Here is a 20,986-nt window from a genome sequence, read left to right on the forward strand (position 1 = left end):
AGGAAGCTTGTGATGACGCGTATGTGTGCGTTTGTGAATGAGATGGATAAGTCTGGTCACGAGAAGAAAGGAAGAATGTTTCTTTTCGTGATTATGGTTTTCATGGCATTGGTCAACGGCTCAGCAGTCTGGAGCCAGACTACTTATCCGACTCAGATTGGAGTCGAAGTTAGCGACCGGCCTACTGGCTTTATCGATGCGTTCAAAAACCAGGGGCGGCTGTTTCTCAATTCGAGTGGCGGCAAGGTTCCAACCGATGCGAACGGCAATCCGCTGTCGGATGGCATTGCGGTGATTTTTGATGACCGCCCCGTACCGGAGTGGCTTGGATACTCAGACGATCCATCTGCTTATCAGCCGAACAGCGCCGGCACCTATACTCTGTCCTTTCAGGGACAGGCAACGCTGGCAAATGTATCCGGTGCACCGGTACTCACCTTCGCCAACCAGACGTATAACTCTTCCACGAACACCACCACGGTTAACGTAACCCTTCCCGGCGGCGCGACCTATTCCAATGGGGCGGCGCTTATGGAGATCAGCTTCACAAATACGCAACTGACGCCTACCAGCGGAACCAACACGGGTATTGCCTCTTTGCAGGCGATTCGGCCGGGCTTCACCCTCACTCAAGCTTCCTCTGAGGTTTTCGATCCCGCGTTTGTGAGCGCATTTGCGCCATTCGGCTACCTGCGGTTCATGGGGTGGGTGGGGACGAATACCACTCCCGGATACTATGGCGACACCGGCCATCATCTACTCCCCTGGTCTTCGCGTAGTCTGCCTACCGACTTCTATCAGGGAGTCGGTGTGAACATCTCCACGAATACGAACGTGAAGCCGGGCGCCTGGGGCGTTTCGTGGGAGTATGTGATCCTTCTGGCCAATGCCACCAACAAGGATATCTGGATTAATATCCCGGTCAGTGCAACGGGCGGCACCGATTCTCTCGATCCCACCTATGTCGCATCGCCCGAAACCTCCAGTTATATTTACAACCTTGCCTACCTGCTCAAGAACGGTAATGCTTTTACCGGTAATGTAGGTCTCAACCCCGGTCTGCACGTCTATATCGAGCACAGCAACGAGGTGTGGAATCCAAGCTTCCTGCAGTACACCTGGAACTTGCTGGCAGCCGAAGATGAAGTGGGTAAGGGCGGTTCTGTCCTTAATAATGATGGCGATACCAGCCAGCTTCACTGGGCATACCGGCGTCACCTCAAACGGCTTTACGAGATCGGACAGATCTTCCAATCGGTCTTCGGTACAGGTTCGTTGAACACGACCATACGTCCCGTCTATGCGTGGTGGCAACTGGATGAGGGATCGAACTCGAATGCGGCTAAAGCCCTTGCCTGGTTCAACACGACATATGGGCCGCCATCGAACTATTTCTACGCGATGGCGCAGGGCGACTATTTCAATGCAACAAACTACGCCAACGACACCACGATTCCTCAAGTACTGGCGGATATGACCTCCTCCAGCAACGCAAGCGCTCAATATGTGACGGCGGCCAAGACCACCGCTTCACAATATGGCTTGCAACTATTTGCGTATGAGGGCGGTCCGGCGAACAACAACAGTGGGTCCAACTCAACGACAAATCTCGGAGTGCAGATCCTGGCTAACCGCGACACCGGCATGGATACGCTGGTGCAGGGTCATATTCGCAACAACTGGTTCGGCAATGGCGGAAACATGTTTGGCTACTTCGGACTTTCATCTGCGTACAGTCGTTACGGTGACTGGGGAGCCACTGACGACTACAGAAACCTGAGTACAGCAAAGTACAACGCGCTGGTGAATCTGACCGGATATGAGCCCAATGGCGTTCCATTTGAGCCGGGGAATCTGGTCGCTGCCGCCAGCGATGGACTGGTGGGGCTGAGCTGGGAGCCGGTACCGGGTGCGTCCAGTTATATCGTGTCGCGTGGTACGGCGTCGGGTGGCGAGACAACCTTGAGCACCGTCTCCTCAAACACGTATTCCGACTTCGGAGTGAACAACGGAACGACTTATTACTACAAAGTCCGGGCGATGAACGCTTCCGGCGTCAGCGGACCTTCAAATGAGGTGAGCGCAACTCCCATCGCTTCGCCGCCTTCGGCATCCACATTGACGGCAACCGCAGGCAACTCTCAAGTCGCTCTTACCTGGACGACCGCGCAACGAGCGGCTTCCTACAACATCTACGAGGGCACTACATCCGGTGGTGAGAGTGCAACACCGATCGCTACAGGCATAACCGGAACCGCCTACTCCGTAACCGGACTCACCAACGGAACGGCGTACTACTTCGAAGTGGTAGGTGTAAACGCGCAGGGAACCGGTACGATTTCCAATGAAGCTGCGGCCACACCTGCGGGATCTCCGCCAGCTCCTACGGGCTTGACCGCTGTTGCCAGCAATGGGCAGGCAGTGCTCACGTGGACCGCGTCAACAGGGGCCACTTCTTATAAGGTTTACGAGGGCACTACCGCCGGCGGCGAGAGTGCGACTCCCATTGCCACTGGAATCACTGCTGCTACCTACACGGTGACCGGGCTGACCGACAGCGCTCAGTACTTCTTTACCGTGGCAGCGGTCAATGCGGCTGGAACCAGCGGCTATTCGAATGAAGCTGCCGCCACACCTTCTCTGGGTACGCTGCTGGCCTACGAACCTTTTGGAGAAGCGAATGGAGCGCTGAACGGAGCCAGCGGCGGCGGGGATAGTGGTTGGGCGAGAGGCTGGGCAGAACAGAATGGCTCGACTGTTGTACCTGGCTATAACGTAGCGTCGACAACTCCGCTGACCTATCTGAACCTGCAGACAAGTGGGAACTATAGCGTCGGTGGATATGCCTACGAGCGTGCAGGAAGAGCTTTGGATGTGACCACCTCTGGCCCGCTTGCTTCTTACCTCTCCAGCGGCCTCATCGGGGCTTCTGGAAAGACCCTCTGGATCAGTTTCTTAATGCGCAAGGACGCCAGCGGCACCCAGCAGAATTCGCTGTCTCTCACCGCACAGGGCGGGACTAGCAGTTGGTGGCCATATCCGGCGAACCTGCAGGCAGGTTATTTTGGCACTGCTTCCAATACCGGTTCCACGCAGTATTGGAGTCTGAATTACAACGGCACAACCGTGCAGAGCAATGTTCCTGTGGTTGTGGGTACTCCGGCTCTGCTGGTCCTGCAGATCACTTTCGGTGCCACAAATGTGGCCAACCTCTATGTCAATCCATCATCGCTTGGCGGTGCTGCTCCGGCGACTCCGAATGCAACGTTCTCGACATCGAGCAGCTTTGCTTTCCAGGGTCTCAGTTACTACGGCGGCAGCGGAACGGGGCAGAGTTCGCTGGACGAGATTCGGGTAGGAACCAGCTTCGCTGTGGTTACGTCGTCTCCAGCAGCAACGCCGGCAGGTTTGACGGCGACAGCAGGCAACAACCAGGCATCGCTGACCTGGACGCCGGTGACGGGCGCGACGTCGTACAACGTGTATGAGGGCACCGCGTCCGGTCAAGAGAATGCGATGCCTATTGCCACAGGTGTCACGTCGGCCAGCTATATCGCTACTGGCCTGGCTAACGGAACCGCATACTATTTTACCGTTGCGGCGGTAAACCCCGCCGGAGCAAGCGGTGTTTCAAACGAGGCCACTACAACGCCGATGCCTCCAGTACCCTCCGCACCCACCGGCCTGACGGCAACATACGGTAACGCGCAGGCCACACTTACCTGGGCAGCCGTTGCAGGTGCGGCCTCCTATAACGTGTATAGGGGCACCGCATCCGGAGGAGAAAGTGTAACTCCTATAGCAGCCGGGCTTACCTCTCCTACCTATACCGCTGCTGGACTAACCAACGGGACTACCTATTACTTTGAAGTAGCGGCCGTGAACCTGTCGGGCCCGAGTGGGTTGTCCGCTGAAGTCAGCGTCACACCGTCGACCATTCCGGAAGCGCCTTCACTGACAGGGACGGCCGGCAATGCGCTGGCTACTCTCGGTTGGACTGCGTCCGCGGGAGCTACGTCGTACAACGTGTACGAGGGCACTAGTACCGGAGCCGAAAGCACAACGCCTATCGCGACCGGTGTTACAGGAACAACCTATGCCGTGTCAGGGCTCACCAACGCTACGCCTTACTTCTTCAAAGTGTCTGCGCAGAGTTCCGCCGGTACCAGCGCCCTCTCGAATGAAGTGGTGGTTACCCCGGTCACCCCCGTAGCAGGAACTAATGCTGCTGCCAGCTTCAGCATTTATCCGCAGGTGGTGGCGGCCAATCCGGTCAACGCTGGATTTAACATGCAGCCGAAAGACGGCTCCAACATCACTGAGAATGCCTGGCTTTCCGACGGAGGGTTTTCTCCCTATGACGCACGCGTGAGTCTTACCGCCAGCCAGAATGGAACGGCAACAACGTTCATTGCCACTAATGACGGAGGGACACCTTATTACAGCAGCATTGCTACAGGGTATTTCGTGGGAGCCACGGCAAGGACCTATCGCTTCAGCAATGGCGCATGGTCGTTGCTGCGCACGGATACGGTGACCGGCTATACCGCTGTCTCAGATAGCGTTCCGGCTGACAATACCATCACCTTTGCCGATTCCGGACCACCAACCTTGGCCGGAGATATTATCTGGCTGGCTCTGGACAACCAACCTGCGGTGCCAGGCCTCTCCCTGCTTGCTTCACGCATGACCTCCTACACCCCGGTCTGGTCCGCGGAGACGCTTACCGCTGACACACGTACCGCGACAGTACCCTACACGCTTTCTACAGACGTGCCGCCTTCCGATCCTGGAGGGCTGAGCCTTGAGATCACTGATGCGAAAACGGAGAAACAGGGAATCTGGCAATGGATCCAGAATGCGTTTGTCGGACCTGCGAATGAGCAGTTTCAACCAGGGCATACCTATGAGGTGAGTGTCTGGTTGAAACAGTCAGGCATCAGTAGCGGCAGTGCCACGTTCTCGCTGCAGGGCCTGGGTATCTCTCATACCTTTATCGGGGTGACCAACACCTGGCAGTTGTTCACCTGGACTTTCCCCGCTGTCCCCGGAATTCCGGTGGGCTCCGCCGTGGTCAGTGCGCATTTGAATTACACCGCTCCTGGCACCCTGTGGGTAGACAATCTTCAGCTCTACGACACAGGCTGGTCGCCTAACTCGATTAACCCGCAGGTGATGACCGCCTGGAAGAATTATCAGCCCGGGACCATCCGAATCTGGAGTAACTTTGGCAACACCTCGGGGACCTACTCCTTCTGGAGTCTTGATAGCTGGATAACCCCGGAGATCAAGGCGCGCAGCAATCAGGGCATCGGCTACCAAAGTGAGATCCAACAGGAACTTGAGCATCTGCCGGATGCGCTGGCCAATGTGAAAACAGTGGGCGCCAATCCCTGGCTCATTGTGAATATGGCTTTATCTGAGGTTGAGTGGGACGAACTGATCGACTACCTAGCAGCTCCTGCGGGTGTGGGTTATGCCTCCAAGCGGCCATCCAACCATCCCGGACCTTATACCGATGACTTTGGCACCATCTATCTGGAAGTCGGCAACGAAGAATGGGGTACGCAGGAAGTTCCGTCCAATGTGGAGTATGGACAGTGGGCTCACTTCGTTATCTCTAACGCTATCGCGGGCAAAAGTTACTTCAACCCTGCGCAGATCAAATTCGTAGCTAACGGCTGGGAGATCAACCCCTCGTTTGGCGCGGCTGCCGCCGCTGCTGCGCCAGAGGTATCCGTGGTGGATGCGGCTCTCTACTCGTCCGGAAATAATTCACTGACTGGTGATTCGCACTATCAGTCGGATTTGGTTCAGTTGCCTGTCACCAACGGGCCGCTGATTGACGCAATCTATGCGCAGCAGCAACGGGATGCGGCCAACGGAAGAAATTACAGCCTCGCGGCGTATGAAGAAGGCCCAGGAGTGGATACAGGCAGCTCTCCTGCCGATACATCGTTGGCCGGCGCCATTGGCGCCATTGATGTGAATCTCTATGCGACCATGCGCGGGTTTGGACCACAGAATTTCTTTGGCTATATGTTGGGCACTGGGCCTTTCACTTCGCACACCAACATCGCCAATGGATTCCGTCCGCATCCCATATGGGAAGCTCTGCAGATGCGCAACAACTACTGCTCCGGACCGATGGTGCTCACAAGCACCAACTCAGTTCCCACCTACAGTAACGCGACCATTACCGGCGGCCAGGCCGTACCTCTGATTGCCGTCTACACCTTCAAGGATGCCAATGTCCCCAATCAGGCGGACGTAGTGGTCATTTCACGCGACCTCAATAACCAGACACCGGTGACTCTGAATTTCCCGGCTACACCAACTGGAACGGCCACACTCTATGCTCTTACCGGTGATCCACGTATGGGCAACAATGACGAGCTGAATATTCCCATCCAGATGCAGACATTGAGCGGCCTAACAGCGAACTACACCTTCAACATGCCTCCGGGATCGATGTATGTCTTTCAGGTACCACTGAGTGGAACCTGGTCATCCACCGGACAGCCCACGCCCGCACCACCTGCAAGTCTCACGGCTTCGGCCGGCAACGGAGCGGTTACGTTGACCTGGCCGACCTCGACCGGGGCCACTGGATATAAAGTGCTTCGCGGCACAACCAGTGGAGGGCCCTACACACAGATTGGGACTTCGACTTCTGTTGTCTACACGGACTCGGTCGCGGCCAACGGTACCACGTACTACTACGTGGTGCAGGCCACAAACTCGGGCGGTACAAGCTCCAATTCTGCAGAAGCCGGCGCAACACCAAATGTGGAGAACGATGCCATGACTTCGACTCCGCCACCTCTGGATGGTTCCGATACCGGCGCATGGGCCAACGTTTCGTTTGTTCCTCTCCCGCATTACTTCTCGGGATCGTCGCAGGATACCGCGCAATACAAGACCCTATGGGACAGTAATTACTTGTACCTACTGGTCTCGGTACAGGATTCGTATCTGATCGCTCCAACAGCCGCGAACCTCTGGAATGGAGAGACTGTGGAAGTGTATTTCTCGGGTACTTACAACAGGAGCACCGCATACGGGATCACGGATTTTCAATATGCCTTCCCGTACGGTAACGGTGGAGCAGCGCTCACCGAAGTGCATCATAGTCCGTCGTCGCTGACGGGTGTGGTGTTTGCACAGCAGAACACCACTGGTGGCTATCAGATGGTCATGGCATTTCCTTGGACAACGCTCGGAACCACACCCGTTGTGGGACATCAGTATGGTTTAGACGTGATGGTGGATACGGCCTCCGCACAAGGAACGCGTCAGGGCAAGCTGGCCTGGTGGGCAACCTGCGACTGCACTTGGAACAACCCATCGAACATGGGGCCCCTCGTATTGACACAAGCCGCCCAATAGTAGCCCATCAGCGCTTTCATCCCTGGCACTGATGGGCGGCGAACTTCCCGTGAATCCATCCGCAGATGGGTTTGATTCCTGGCGCTCAAGCGCCGAACTGCTGGAGGAGCTTTTGTAACGTGATTGCCAGAACTGCTTATTCAATCGTCATTGCCGCGTGCCTGCTTGGGGGTTCAGTTGCCAGGGTTTGTGCCGAAGTGCGCTTCCCAAAGTTGATCTCCCATCATGCCGTCTTGCAGAGAGATAGTCCGATTCATCTATGGGGCTGGTCCACTCCGGGTGCCCATCTATTGGCGCATTTTCATCTACAAACTGCACCTGCTATCGCGGATGACATCGGACGTTGGAGCTTGTATCTGCAACCCGAATCGGGTGGAGGCCCGTACACTCTCACGGTTTCGGGCGATGGTCCGGACAACACATTGAACGATGTTTTGGTAGGAGATGTTTGGCTGGCGTCCGGCCAAAGCAACATGGAGTTTCCTCTGCAAGGCTTTGGGCCTGATACGCCTTTGAAGAACCAGGAAAAGGAGATTTCGGCGGCGCTCCGGCCGAATCTGCGTCTTCTACGAGTGCAGCCTATGAGCAGTGATGTGCCTGCTCAGGACATCACGAGTTCATGGACGATGTGCACACCGGAGACGGCCAGGAGTTTTTCCGCAGTCGCCTATTTCTTTGGCCGGGAAATCTCGGAGAGGGAGAAGGTTCCGGTCGGATTGATTGACATCAGCTATGGGGGAACTCCGGCAGACGCGTGGGTCTCGATGGACACGCTTGGGAATGATGCTCGGCTTCAGCGAGCGTTCGCCAGTCGTGCCACATTTGCGAATAGATCCGCCGGCCTGGAAGCCGTCTGGGCCGAAGAAAAACGCGAGGACGAAGCCGCCAAAACTGCTGGTAGGCCGATTCCTCGGCATCCGTGGCATCCCAACCCGTCTTCGTGGATGCCGTCCGGGCTTTACAACGGGATGATTGCGCCCTTCGTCCCGATGACGATCAAAGGGTTTCTCTGGTATCAGGGCGAAGCAAATGCCGGCCTGGACCGAGCGCCGTTCTATAGCGACCTGCTGGCTGCTCTTATTGGTGACTGGCGAATGCACTTTGAGCAGGGAAATCTGCCATTCCTGTTTGTGCAGATTTCGAGTTTCAATGCCCCAACAGAGGAGTGGCCAACGGTTCGTGACCAGCAGCGCCGCACGCTAAACGTAGCGAATACGGCAATGGCTGTTTCACTCGATGTAGGCGATGTGACGAACGTTCACCCCTCTGACAAACAGACTATTGGAGCGCGGCTCGCTTTGGCCGCCCGAGCTCTTGCATACGGTGAAGCCATTGACTATCAAGGGCCGCTCTTCCGGCAAGCCACCTCGGAATCGTCTCCGGATGGTTCGAATGCCATGCGGGTGTGGTTCGATCATGGCCAGGGACTGAATATGCAGGGAAAGCTGGTTGAAGGATTTGAGATCGCTGGTGAAGATCGACATTTCGTTCCGGCTTCCGCAACGATACAGGGTACGACTGTGCTCGTGAAGTCCAACATCGTGAAGGATCCCATGTTTGTGCGTTTTGGATGGAACAGCGTTGTTCGAGATAGTCTCTACAACGCAAATGGGTTACCGGCTTCGACGTTCACCTCCGAATCAACCGTTCAGTTCTCCTCTAGCTCGAAGTAATGGAATAGGCAGGAGGGATCCGGCAACCCCATCGCTCATCTGTCATAGTGCACATCAAGAGAGTGATAGATAAGCTCATCGGAAAGTTTATGTTTTCCGATGAGCTTTATCTTTCTAGGTAGAGTGGCTGCTGGAGTTGTCGAGGATGGAGCGGAGCGTTGGCCCCCCGGGTCTCTATTCTCCGACTGGTAGAACTTCTTCAATCCCTGCCCAGGGGCCACCTTGAAGCACGAGATATTTCAGATAAAGCACTGTGCCCATCCGATCTGCGGATCCGAGCAAGTTCTGAGCAGCCCCTTGCACCTGCTCATTTGTGAGGGTTGCGAGGTCAAACGACTCCTCGATCATGCCGTCGACATGGGGAATCTTGAGTAATTCAAGAAACCTGATAATCACGGCACGATGCTCGTGGAGTAGATACTTCTTCAGCAGATCATCCACGACCTGGTCTGGAAGTGACAGGGTTGCCGCCGTCCAGTTGGCCAGCCTCTCAATCGGAGTTTTGCGGACCGTGATCTCACGCATGTTTTTTGCTCTTGCGAGAGATGCGAAGAGGAACTGCTTCTCAACGCCTTTTGACTCAGCCCAAAAAAGTTTACAGGCAGCGACTCGGATCTCTTCCGGCAATTGTCGCCAAATACGATTTGCAGAAACTGACATCAGTGGTCCTCTCGTACGGTGAATCTGAAGGTTCAGCTTTGATGATAGCGATCGCAGGAAAAATTCGTATGGGGACGAGGGTCCCTTCCGACGGGTGATGTGTCACGACCGACGTCCAATCCCGTCAAAACGATATCAATGGATTGAACTCACTCGGAACGAAGTGCCTGCATCGGCTCAACTGAGGCTGCGCGCCACGCTGGGATGAGGCATGCAATCAAGGCAGCAACGAGCAGAACGAGCGAGACGGATGCAAATGCTGAGATATCCATGCGACCAATTCCATACAGCGTCTTCTGCATGCCCCTGCCAACGAAGTAGGCTCCGATGAGACCCAATGACAGTCCGATCCCCGCGAGAATAAGGCCTTCTCGGACGATCAGGGTTACGACCCGGCTTCGATCTGCTCCAAGAGCCATCCGAAGAGCAACCTCATGTGTGCGTTGCGCCACAGAGAATGACATGACTCCATAGACTCCGATTGCAGCAAGCACTAGAGCTACCGCAGCGAAGCAGACGAAGAGAATGAGTGTAAAGCGATCGTTTGAAAGAACCAGATCCCGGACCTCTTCCATTGATCGGGGCTGCGCCAAGGCGATTTCCGGGTCGACAGAGTGTATGGCAGCAGCGATGCTTTTGGTCATGGTGGCGGGATCATTGATCGTTCGAACACCGATACCCGCGGTCGACCAGGGTATCTGCCAGAAGGGGATCTCCATCTCTGGCCTATCCTGGCGAAAGCCACCGCTGCGAACGGTGTGATAAACGCCGATGATCTGCCATTCAACAGGTGGCCCAAGCTTGGTGACGCCGGGGATTAGTTGTTCTACCGAGACCCGCTGCCTCAGCGGATCACTGCCTTTGAAGTACTTTTTTACGAACTCCTCATTGACGACCGCCACCTTTACGCTCGAAGCCGTGTCCTGATCCGTGAAACCGCGACCCTTCACAATTTGGATACCGAAGGTTTTGAAGAAATCGGGTGTCACCATCCCAAATCCCGTATTCGGCCTCATGGAGGGATCATTGAATGCCGGCTGTCCGACGATGGTGAATGGCATTCCGAATCCCGCGCCGAAGAGAGGGAGACCCGTCATGGCGGAGGTCGAAGTGACCCCAGGGACAGCGCTGACCCGGTCAAGGATCTGTCTATAGTAGGCAACGATCTTCTCTGGGTCTTTCGGTCGGGAGTCGGGAACGGGAAGGAAAAATGTCAGAACATGATCGGTGCGAAGACCAAGGTCGACGCGCAGGAGATTGAGAAAGCTATGAATCGCGAGACCTGCCCCGGCCAACAGCGCTAGTGCCAACGCAAATTCTCCGATGACAAGACTCTGCCTCAAGCGATGTCGGCCGCTACCGACTCCTGTGCGGTTGCCTTCTTTGAGCGTTTCGCCTGGATCGACGCGGGAGGCATACCAGGCAGGAGCGCTTCCGAATAGGAACCCGGCCAGAGTTGTGGCAATAAGCGTGAAGAGAAGGACGGGCAGATTAAGCGTGAGATCAGCCTCATTCGGCAGAGTTCCTTCCGGCATGATCGCGATGAGACCGCGAAGCAACGCATAACCAATCCCGACACCAAGCAGACCGCCGGTTATCGCCAAAAGCAGGCTTTCGGTGATGAGCTGCTCAAAGATTGTTCGACGGCTGGCGCCGAGCGCCGCTCGCACGGCCAGTTCTTTCTGTCGCGCAAGACCGCGTGCCAGCAGCAAGTTGGCGACGTTCACGCAGGCAATCAGCAGAATGAAGGCGACGGCTCCGAGCAGGAGCCAGAGCGTCTGCTTGCGTTCGCTTGGAAGGAAGTCATTTTTGAGAGGTTCGACAAAGACTCCCCAGCCCTTATTGCTCTTCGGGTTGTCCTGAGCAATATGGAGGGCAACGGAATCCATGTCCTTTTGCGCTTGTTGGACCGTCACTCCCGGCTTCAGGCGGCCTATCGAGAGAAGCCAATGGAAGTCATGATTGAGTTGCTCCGGTTTGAAGACGAGAGGCACTGCGAGCTGGTCATTACCGCGGTCATCGACGCCCGGCGACAGCACGCCCACAACGGTATATGGCTGGCCATCGATTCGCATGGACTGACCAATAATCTTGCGATTCTCGCCAAGATGCATCCAAAGCTTGTGGGTAAGAATCACTACGTGGTTTTTGCCATCGACGCCTTCTTCCGCCAGGAAGTCTCGACCAAGAAAGAAAGGTCGTCCGAACATGGTGTAAAACCCAGTTGTCACCTGTCTTCCATCGATGTTTTCAGGCTGTTCTTTGCTCGCGATATTGAAGGAGCTTCCAGTAAAGGCATGGAGGTCCCGAAGCGTTGAATTTTCCCGCCTCCAATCGGCAAAGTCTCCTGCGGAGATTCCGTTGTGGAAGCCTTGAATTTTCGACCAGACGACGACCAATTGATCGGGTTCTCGATACGGAAGAGGAGCCAACAGCGTCGCATAGTCAATGGTGAATATCGCCGTGTTCGCACCAATGCCGAGAGCGAGGGTCAGCAGGATTGTGAGCGTCAGGCCAGGATTCTTCGCAAAGCTGCGGAGCGAGTAGAGCAGGTTACGGAGGAAACTCGACATCGTAAAACCTCTCGATTTCGTCTCGAGCGGTTCCTGCCCAAGATCTATTGATGCAGAGAAGAAAATAATTATCTCCGGGCCATTGATGCCGGTCAACCTACACAAAAGCGCCGATCCAGCCTGTTAGCTAACCAACGGACTCCTGGAGTCTCACCTGGCATTGGCACCGTCGTGGCGAAGAGCTTCCTCACTCCAGCTCAAGTGAGCTGGATGGAGCTGTTAAATCGGCAGATTGAAGAGTTGGTGGTAGAAGCCAAACGGCTCTTGATCGATGTAGATGAGGTCACCGCAGCTATTGAGAAACACTGGCAGCGCTTGTCACAGCATGAAGAGGCCCATGGATGACGGTCGTTGCGCCGGCAATTGAATCCCGTCAGTTGAGTAAGCGTATTGGAAAGAACATGCTGCTTGCGCCGCTGGACCTCACGGTTCCGCGTGGAGCTATCCGGTCCGGGACGACAGAGATCTGCTCGACGAGTTACAGCTTCCGTTGGATCGCTGGATCAAACACCTCTCCCGGGGGAGTTAGTGAAGGCCCTGCTCTGTCGGATACATGTCAAGAACTCAGCCTGCGAAAGGTGGCTGAAACCGATTACAACGCAGCTCGGGAGGAAGAATTGAATCTCCGCCAGATCTGGCCTAGAGAATGGACGAATCCCGACCCCCGCGATGGGCGCTTCCACGGGTTACTTTCCGGAGAAGCCAGGCCCTGCTGGGAAATGCTTGCGGCGATCCGGTAGCCATAGCGGGGGACCGTTTCAACGTATTCTCTTCCGTCGGGCATCTTACCTAACGTTAGCCTGAGAAGATAGATCGTTTGGACAAGGGTATGGTCTTCCACGTCGGAGCAAGGCCAAGCTTCGCGCAGCAGGGTTTCTTTCTTTACCGCATTACCTTCTCCCTGGAGCAGGACGCGAAGCAGGCTGAGTTGCTTAGAGGGCGCAGGAATAATCTGCACTCCGCGGGATAGGGTATCGGGAGCGGTCTCGAAAATGTAGTCACCGAAAATATAAACACTTCTCACGGGCCTTCTCCGCGGAGGTCGAAGTGATCTTTCAGGTTCCTTTGTAACGCGAAAGAGATCATAACACGTACCTACTGTAAAAGACATTTTTGTGCTGTTTTCGCCGGGCATCGATCGCTCTGAACAGTAATTCAATGCAACCCGGCTTGTTAGGGGGATGTAATACACACTGGAAAGATCCTTCCTGGCAGGAAATTTCTCCAAAAAGGTAAATTCGAGCTTAGTCAACGAAAGCTATGGCTGCATTCTGGTGTCTAATGGCTTCTATCTCTATAAGGGTCATAAGCCCTAGCTCAGGGAATAACTTATGGACTAATAGTGAATGGAATACTGGCGCAATTTGACGCGAGCAAAACCTTGAGCAGAGTCCCGGGGAAGGGCAGAAAGCCTATCCGCGCGCGGAAATATCGGGTACAGCGAGGACTGGACATTTCGCCACATGTAAGACCTTACTGAGCGTGCTACGCGGAGAGTGGTCTGCCAGGGCCAGATGATGGCCGGTCCCGGTAACAATAAGGGTCGCATCGCAATTGTTTTCCATGGCCAAGATCTCTTCCGCCGGGTCGCCATACGCGAGCTCCATGTGAGGACGGCACCACAAGTCTGCGGCTTCCGGCAGTAGAAACTCGAGTTGCAGCCTGCTTGCGGTCTCACATTCTTCGCGGCGGCCGCCTGCTACAGACTCCTTCTTCTCCATGGCGTGAAACATCGTGAGCATCGATTGGAACTGCTCGGCCAGCGCTACTGCGTATGTGGCGGCGCGTGTGCCGGTTGTAGTCAGGTCGGTCGCAAAGAGGATTGAGCGAAATAAATTGGATATTCGCTGACACCTGGGTCCTGCTATAAGCACAGGGCAAGGAACGTGCCTCATGACGCTTTCGGCCACCGATCCGAGTGCGATGCGAGCTATTCCCAACGAGGCATGGGTCCCAAGTACGAGAAGGTCGATCTCTTTCTCTCGGACAGCTCCCAGAAGCACCTCTTCCGCACCACCGAACGCAACGACTTTTTCGATCGGCGCCACGTTTTTCCGATGCGACCAGATAGCCTTGTCGAGCTCCTCTTTCGCTGACTGGACAAGAGCGTCGACCGCCTCCGGAACAATGCCGGCCGAGGCCATGCTGGGCAGCATCAGTGAGATGGCATGGGCAATGGAGAGATGAGATCCGAACTGTTCCGCGAACTCCAATGCGATATCGAATGCCAGCTGCGCTGGCTCAGAAAAATCGGTTCCAACGAGGATTCTCTCGAAGGAGATTGGCGAAGCTGTCAGATGATTGCCGGACGGTTTTTGAGATCTTGAGATGGTCATTGCCGGCCCTCCGGAGAACGCGACGTCACACTACCGCAGTCGAGGGGATGCTGCAGTGATTGAGGTCACATCAGGAGGGGCCGATTGGACAAGGTCCATGCAGGCTGAACGAGAGTAAGGGCGCATGGAGCTACCGGTTGCGCCCTCTTTTTCGAGGTCAGGCAGCCAAAAGGGGATCAGGCCTTGAGATGGTTGAAACGGTCGATTGCAGGTGCTGCGCATCATCGTGCAAGGCAACATCTGCTTGAGACACTATGCCGATGCAGGACCCGAGCTCGTCGACGACAGGGACGCGGCGAACGCGATGCAGACGCATCTTTTCTTCGCAGACGTCGAGGGGATCGTTGGCCCGGCAAGTGATGGGGTTCATCGTCATTACATTGAAAACAGGGACAGCCGCATTCCGCCCCATTGCAACTAGTTTCATGGCGAGATCGCGATCGGTGACAATCCCGATGAGATGCCGGCTGTTTTTATCGCTGACAACCGGAATAGCGCCCACCTGGTGCCTTCGCATAAGTTCGGCCGCGCGTTGGCACGATTCCGTCGAAACACATGCCACGACAGACTTACTCATTGCATCCTTTACTGTGATGTTCATATCAGATAGTCCCTCCCGCATGTCAGGCCCTATGATTTCTACAGAACAATTGGCGAATCTGTGCAACTGCCTGAGGCGCGTCAGGCAGTTTGCTACGGTTCTTCACGTTCTAGCCATGACCATCTTTCTTTCGTGGTATTCATATTCGTCCTGAGACGCGCCGCGTGGATGTGATACGGGTCACCGTTCCAGCGACCGACGGACAAGTCTCCACCTTTCCGCATTTCATGAAGCCATGCGCATCGGATTTTGATCGAGAAGTGCGACTACTTCCTGATCGGTGGTCTGTCCAAAATCCTCGTAGAATTGGCCCACTGCATAAAAGTCAGTAGGTTCACTTACAACAAACAGTTCGTCAACCTCGCTGGAAAGCCATGCACGGGTAGATTGCGGGGCGACGGGAACCGCGACTACCAGATGCGCAACGTTCATGGAACGAAGCGACCGCACCGCCGCCAGGATGCTCGACCCAGTCGCAATTCCGTCATCGACGAGGATGACTGTCTTTCCCTGTAGAGGGAGAGGGGGTCTTGCATGCCGATAGAGTTGGGCACGTTCGGCTAATGCAATCTTGGCCGCGCGGGTGATCTCCTCCACCTTTTCGGAGGTGATTCCTGCACTGCGCATCACAGAATGGTCAAAATGGCATCCCTCGCCTACTGAGACGGCGCCAAATGCATACTCTTCGTGACCTGGAACTCCGAGCTTACGGGCAAGAAAGGTATCGAGAGGGAGGTGTAATGCATGGGCTACATGAGATGCGACCGGAACGCCCCCGCGTGGGATTCCGAGAACAACGGTGTCCGGCCGATTTGCGAACTTTTCGAGAAGCTGCGCCAGCCGCATACCGGCATCGGTACGGTCTTTGAACTTCATTGCCTCTCCTCGCTCAGGTCGCTGTGGAAGTCGAGTGAGCACTCCTCTTCTTCTTCCTTCTTAAATGAGTGAGCAGGGCGCCGCCTGTTCCTACGATGATGAAAAGAGCGCCAAGAACTGTGACCAGGATGAGAATGAGCGTCTGCATTGACGGCCCCCTTCTGGAGGGGAGGTTCTCCGGATTAGGGCTACCTGTAAGTATCCGCGATTCAGACACAAAGGAAAGTGACGCCAGTCACAACTGGCTGGTTTTCCCTGGTGGTCTCGGTTCCGCCTTAGAGCATTTTCCTGGGGGTGTGATGTAGGGTTTCCGGGAGCTGGTCAACCAAATCGCTGGACATTCCTTCAACATGGGAGGGGTCAATACTACGCTTCGGATTTTCCATAGAACCAGATCCGCATGACGCTGGAATGCAGATCCCGTCTTTTGGGATCTCCTGTTTATTCCACAGTGACGCTCTTTGCGAGGTTGCGGGGTTGGTCGACATCACATCCGCGCTCTACAGCGATGTAATAGGCGAATAATTGCAGCGGAACAACTTCGAGGATGGGCAATAAGGCTTCCACGGTCGATGGAATGAAGATGACGTGCTCGACGAGCCGGGAGATCTCCTGATCGTTTTCACATGCGACGGCAATAACGCGCCCATTGCGCGCTGTCACTTCCTGGATATTGCTGAGGGTCTTTTCGTACTTGAGTACACTTTCGGGATCATTTGGATCTTTTGTCGCAATACAAACCACCGGCAGGGTTTCGTCGATCAGTGCGTTGGGGCCATGCTTCATCTCGCCCGACGGATATCCCTCAGCGTGGATATAACTGATCTCTTTCAACTTCAATGCTCCTTCCAAGGCAATGGGGTAGTGGATCCCACGGCCAAGGAAGAGAGAATCCTCTGCACGGTAGAACGCCTTCGCAAGCTGTTTGCAGACAGGGGCAGCGGTGCGCAGAACCGCATCAACCTGGTTGGGCAACTCCCCCAGCGCCGAGAGAAGGCGGCTGCATTCCTCGCCGCTCAGCGTCTTGCGGATCTGTGCAAGGTAAACCGAAAACAGAAACAGAGCTGTCAGTTGTGCCGTAAAAGCCTTTGTACTGGCAACGCCTATCTCCGGACCGGCGTTGGTGGAGATTGATCCCAGGGCTCTGCGGGGAATGGCGGATCCGATAACATTGCAGACCGCGAGCGTGGGCATTGTGTGTGCGATCATCTCAGCCTGCGCGGCGAGTGTATCTGCAGTCTCTCCGGATTGGCTGACGAGGATTCCCAGATCAGTCTTTCCTAAAATCGGTGTGCGATAGCGAAACTCGCTTGCGTAGTCGACCTCAACGGGAAGACGCGCAAGGCGTTCGATCATGAACTTCGCCACCAGGCCCGCATGCCAGCTTGTGCCGCAGGATGCGATGACAACACGTTGTACCTTGAGAAGTTCTTCTTCTGACAGCTTCAGATCAGGCAGGCTGACTAGGCCCGTGGCCAATGAGAGGCGGCCTCTGATCGTGTCACGGACCGCGCGGGGCTGCTCATAGATCTCCTTGAGCATGAAGTGCGGGTAGCCTTCCTTCTCAGCCTGGGTTGCATCCCACGCAACATATTGCGGCGGCCGCGAGAGAGCATTGCCTTCGAAGTCGCTGAACTGCACGCCGGCAGGTGTCAGCACGGCGACATCGCCATCCTGGAGGAAGGCAATGTTGCGTGTATGGTGAAGAATGCCCGGTATGTCGGAAGCGAGAAAGTATTCGCCGTCTCCGAAACCGATTACAGCCGGCGGGCCGCTTCGGGCTGCGACCAGTTTGCCGGGATCATGCGCAGAGAGTACACCGATAGCGAAGGCGCCTTTCAACTTTCGCACCGCACGGCGAACTGCTTCTTCCAGGGGCAGAGGCGCCGCAGAGCCCGGCGCATCATCCGCGTCGAAGAACTCCTGTTCGATCAGATGAGCAATGATCTCTGTATCGGTCTCTGTAACGAAGACATGCTCCTTGTCCTGCAGATCCCGCTTGAGGGTGAGGTAGTTCTCCACGATTCCGTTGTGGACAACAACGAGGGAGCCGGAGCAGTCACGGTGAGGATGTGCGTTCTCTTCTGTGGGGCGGCCGTGTGTGGCCCATCGTGTGTGTCCCAGGCCATAGCTGCCGGTTAGCGACATACCGGCAACCAGAGCCTCCAAATTGCGAAGCTTACCGGGTGCACGATAGACAGACAGATCGCCAGCACCATCGGCAAGTGCGATGCCGGCCGAGTCATATCCTCGGTATTCAAGGCGGCGCAGACCTTCAATAATGACAGGGACAACAGGTTTCGGGCCGACGTATCCGACGATTCCACACATGAGGTCTCCTTACTCAAGATCCCGTGATCTTATGTAGATGGGCCGCACTCCCGGCGGCGTTAGGCTGTGTGTTTGGTGATGGTAAGTGCTTCCCGCTCAAGGAACCATTGCACCGTTTTTGCGATACCGTCTTTGAAGTTGCTAACGGGGGCGTACTTGAGCGTGCGTTTCGAAAGACTGAGATCAGCTTCAGAGTGCTGAACGTCGCCGAGCCTTGGCGCCGTATAGAGCGCTCTCTTCTTGAAGCAGAGGAAGTGGGCCAGAAGATCGTACGTCTGGTTAAGGGTATGACTCTGGCCCGTACCGATGTTGAAGACTTTCCCGGAGACCTCAGCGGCAGGAGTAGTGCAGGCCAGGAGATTCGCAGAGACCACATTGTCGATGAAGGTGAAATCCCGGCTCTGATTGCCGTCACCAAAGATCAATGGAGATTCGCCTTTGAGCATCTCAGATGCAAACTTCGCGATAACGCCGGAGTAGGGAGAATCAGAACTCTGCCTGGGGCCAAAGACGTTGAAGTAGCGCAGGCACACGCCCTCCAGCCCATAGACATGCCAGAAGCTACGGACGTAGTACTCGCCTGCAAGTTTCTGTGCCGCATACGGAGAGAGAGGATCCGGCAACATCTCTTCATGTTTCGGCTGCGACGACTTATTGCCGTATGCGGAGGACGATGCGGCATAAACCACTCGGGAAACGCCTGCATCCCGTGCGGCCATGAGGACGCTCAGGGTTCCATCGACATTGGCAACATGCGTCGAGAGAGGGTCGCGGACAGAGCGCGGAACGGATGCGAGTGCTGCCTGGTGAAGAACAAAGTCTACACCCCGGCAGCACTCGCGCAGGCGGCTGGTCTCGTTTACATCCATGACGCGGAAATCGAGGTCCCGAATGATGCCATCAAGATTATGAACGTCACCGGCGGTAAGGTTATCTACGCCGATCACCTCGTGCCCTTGTTGTAAAAGTTCATGCGCGAGGGAAGATCCGATAAACCCTGCTACACCAGTGATGAGATAACGTGCCATCCTGCCCACTCCTAGGCCATTCTGAGAATCGCGATGGTTGGTGCATTTCAAAGACCATCGCGGGCCGGTCCAACGACGGCCCTTCAGGTTCACAATTTCCGCAACTGGCGTACGGATGCGTAGAGAGCGAAAGGACTTGCGACACCCGCTAAGCGAATAATCCACGGGCAGCACTTTTGTAAAAGTGTGCAAACCGTTGCATCGCAGCGGGAGCTTGCAGGCCCCTGCAAATCCCCGTTTCCTGCCCGTAATCCGCGCATAGTCGCCACTTTGAAGCAAGCTCAGGTTCTGGCTTCCAGCGTGCAGAGAAGCCGGATGACGGTGACCTGCGCCTCATAGGGCCGACGGATCCACGGGGAGGAAAGAGTCAATGCAGAAGATTCAAATGCTTAATCTCGAGCGCCAATATGCCTCGCTTCGCGAAGAGATCGACAGCGCGATTGAAAACGTGCTGGAAAAGCAACATTTCATCCTCGGACCTGAGGTTGCCGCTCTTGAGTCGGAGGTGGCGAGCTATTGCCAGGTGGGGCACGCCGTGGGTGTCGCCTCGGGAACCGATGCACTGCTTCTGGCCATGAAGGCCGCCGGAGTTGGCCCCGGAGACGAGGTCATTGTTCCGGCTTTTACCTTTGTTGCCACGGCGGATACTGTGAGTTTGCTGGGAGCGACACCAGTCTTTGCCGACATTGATCCAGTTACCTACACCATGGACGTGAAGGGGCTTGAAGCACTGGTAGGTCCGGCGACAAAAGCGATTATTGCCGTGCACCTCTATGGACAGGCGGCAGATATCTTCGAGATTGCGAAGTTTGCGCGTGCGCACAATCTTGTCTTTATTGGGGACACGGCGCAAGCACTCGGCGCCAAATATGCCGGAGATGCGGTCTGCTCGTTTGGCGATTTCGGATGTCTGTCCTTCTTCCCCAGTAAGAATCTCGGCGCTTACGGAGACGGCGGCATGATCGTGACCAAGAGCGCCGAACAAGCCGCATATCTGCGAATGGCGCGTGCTCACGGCAGCGCGAAGAAATATAAGAGTGAATTTCTTGGGTGGAACAGCCGCCTCGATGAGATTCAGGCGGCGATCCTGCGGGTCAAGCTCCCACATCTCAATCGATGGAACGAACAACGGCGTGAACGCGCCGCTCTCTATCACCATGTGTTACGGAATATCGATGAAGTCGTCCTTCCGGAGACCGTCGCGGGACGGACGCACGTGTTTCATCAATATACGATCCGGGTCCCGAATCGTGACGCGGTGCAGACCGAGCTACGCCAGTTAGGGGTGGAAACTGCGGTTCATTACCCCATTCCGCTGCACCTGCAGCCCATGTACGAACACCTAGGATATAAAAAAGGCCGTTTGCCAGAGGCGGAGAGGGCCGCCGGGGAGGTGCTCTCATTACCGATCTATCCCCACCTGCTTCCTGAAGAGATCCACTACGTCGGTGAAGCGTTGAAGCAGGTCATGGCAAAACCCGAGATGCGGACCAAGGTGATCCTGGCACGGGTGAGCTGA

12 protein-coding genes are annotated in these 20,986 nt (G+C 55.6%); 4 read left to right on the forward strand and 8 right to left on the reverse strand.

Annotated elements, in window-relative coordinates:
* Positions 1-12 precede the first annotated feature (12 nt).
* A complete protein-coding gene (locus AB4Y89_RS00880) occupies positions 13-7,389 on the forward strand; it encodes a fibronectin type III domain-containing protein (RefSeq protein ID WP_442299025.1) in 7,377 nt (2,458 codons plus the stop codon).
* A 350-nt stretch (positions 7,390-7,739) separates the two neighbouring features.
* Positions 7,740-9,062: a sialate O-acetylesterase gene (locus AB4Y89_RS00885; RefSeq protein WP_442299026.1), complete on the forward strand. Its 1,323-nt coding sequence runs from the start codon at positions 7,740-7,742 to the stop codon at positions 9,060-9,062.
* 174 nt (positions 9,063-9,236) lie between these two features.
* Here AB4Y89_RS00885 and AB4Y89_RS00890 read toward each other — a convergent pair whose 3' ends face one another.
* Complete coding sequence (locus tag AB4Y89_RS00890) at positions 9,237-9,722, reverse strand: hypothetical protein (protein ID WP_442299027.1); 486 nt, start codon at positions 9,720-9,722, stop codon at positions 9,237-9,239.
* Between the two features lie 149 nt (positions 9,723-9,871).
* Positions 9,872-12,295, reverse strand: coding sequence for an ABC transporter permease (locus tag AB4Y89_RS00895; RefSeq protein WP_442299028.1), 2,424 nt, complete (start codon positions 12,293-12,295; stop codon positions 9,872-9,874).
* A gap of 210 nt (positions 12,296-12,505) precedes the next feature.
* On the opposite strand from AB4Y89_RS00895, the gene AB4Y89_RS00900 reads away from it, so the two are divergent.
* Entirely contained in the window at positions 12,506-12,640 is a 135-nt protein-coding gene (locus tag AB4Y89_RS00900; protein ID WP_442299029.1) for a hypothetical protein, read from the forward strand.
* 247 nt (positions 12,641-12,887) lie between these two features.
* Here AB4Y89_RS00900 and AB4Y89_RS00905 read toward each other — a convergent pair whose 3' ends face one another.
* The 6 genes from AB4Y89_RS00905 to AB4Y89_RS00930 form a co-directional block, all read right to left on the reverse strand.
* A complete protein-coding gene (locus tag AB4Y89_RS00905; protein WP_442299335.1) occupies positions 12,888-13,430 on the reverse strand; it encodes a winged helix-turn-helix domain-containing protein in 543 nt (180 codons plus the stop codon).
* Positions 13,431-13,707: 277 nt separating this feature from the next.
* Positions 13,708-14,631 (reverse strand): universal stress protein, encoded by a 924-nt coding sequence (locus AB4Y89_RS00910; protein WP_442299030.1) that lies wholly within the window; start codon positions 14,629-14,631, stop codon positions 13,708-13,710.
* A gap of 157 nt (positions 14,632-14,788) precedes the next feature.
* Positions 14,789-15,232 (reverse strand): CBS domain-containing protein, encoded by a 444-nt coding sequence (locus tag AB4Y89_RS00915; RefSeq protein ID WP_442299031.1) that lies wholly within the window; start codon positions 15,230-15,232, stop codon positions 14,789-14,791.
* 225 nt (positions 15,233-15,457) lie between these two features.
* Entirely contained in the window at positions 15,458-16,108 is a 651-nt protein-coding gene (locus tag AB4Y89_RS00920) for a phosphoribosyltransferase (RefSeq protein WP_442299032.1), read from the reverse strand.
* Between the two features lie 441 nt (positions 16,109-16,549).
* On the reverse strand, positions 16,550-18,439 hold the full coding sequence (glmS, locus tag AB4Y89_RS00925; protein WP_442299033.1) for a glutamine--fructose-6-phosphate transaminase (isomerizing): 1,890 nt from the start codon (positions 18,437-18,439) through the stop codon (positions 16,550-16,552).
* A gap of 59 nt (positions 18,440-18,498) precedes the next feature.
* Positions 18,499-19,467, reverse strand: coding sequence for an NAD-dependent epimerase/dehydratase family protein (locus tag AB4Y89_RS00930; RefSeq protein WP_442299034.1), 969 nt, complete (start codon positions 19,465-19,467; stop codon positions 18,499-18,501).
* 370 nt (positions 19,468-19,837) lie between these two features.
* Between AB4Y89_RS00930 and AB4Y89_RS00935 the strand changes: the two genes are divergently transcribed.
* Positions 19,838-20,986: a DegT/DnrJ/EryC1/StrS family aminotransferase gene (locus AB4Y89_RS00935; protein WP_442299035.1), complete on the forward strand. Its 1,149-nt coding sequence runs from the start codon at positions 19,838-19,840 to the stop codon at positions 20,984-20,986.

It is taken from the genome of Terriglobus sp. 2YAB30_2, assembly GCF_052114765.1.
GTDB lineage: Bacteria > Acidobacteriota > Terriglobia > Terriglobales > Acidobacteriaceae > Terriglobus.

What these genes read in the sequence shown, in the direction of transcription:
- AB4Y89_RS00880 (WP_442299025.1), top strand. Translation starts at nt 13, where the DNA reads ATGACGCGTATGTGTGCGTTTGTGAATGAGATGGATAAGTCTGGTCAC.
- AB4Y89_RS00890 (WP_442299027.1), bottom strand. Translation starts at nt 9,722, where the DNA reads ATGTCAGTTTCTGCAAATCGTATTTGGCGACAATTGCCGGAAGAGATC.
- AB4Y89_RS00895 (WP_442299028.1), bottom strand. Translation starts at nt 12,295, where the DNA reads ATGTCGAGTTTCCTCCGTAACCTGCTCTACTCGCTCCGCAGCTTTGCG.
- AB4Y89_RS00900 (WP_442299029.1), top strand. Translation starts at nt 12,506, where the DNA reads ATGGAGCTGTTAAATCGGCAGATTGAAGAGTTGGTGGTAGAAGCCAAA.
- AB4Y89_RS00905 (WP_442299335.1), bottom strand. Translation starts at nt 13,430, where the DNA reads ATGCCCGGCGAAAACAGCACAAAAATGTCTTTTACAGTAGGTACGTGT.
- AB4Y89_RS00910 (WP_442299030.1), bottom strand. Translation starts at nt 14,631, where the DNA reads ATGACCATCTCAAGATCTCAAAAACCGTCCGGCAATCATCTGACAGCT.
- AB4Y89_RS00915 (WP_442299031.1), bottom strand. Translation starts at nt 15,232, where the DNA reads ATGAACATCACAGTAAAGGATGCAATGAGTAAGTCTGTCGTGGCATGT.
- AB4Y89_RS00920 (WP_442299032.1), bottom strand. Translation starts at nt 16,108, where the DNA reads ATGAAGTTCAAAGACCGTACCGATGCCGGTATGCGGCTGGCGCAGCTT.
- glmS (WP_442299033.1), bottom strand. Translation starts at nt 18,439, where the DNA reads ATGTGTGGAATCGTCGGATACGTCGGCCCGAAACCTGTTGTCCCTGTC.
- AB4Y89_RS00930 (WP_442299034.1), bottom strand. Translation starts at nt 19,467, where the DNA reads ATGGCACGTTATCTCATCACTGGTGTAGCAGGGTTTATCGGATCTTCC.
- AB4Y89_RS00935 (WP_442299035.1), top strand. Translation starts at nt 19,838, where the DNA reads ATGCAGAAGATTCAAATGCTTAATCTCGAGCGCCAATATGCCTCGCTT.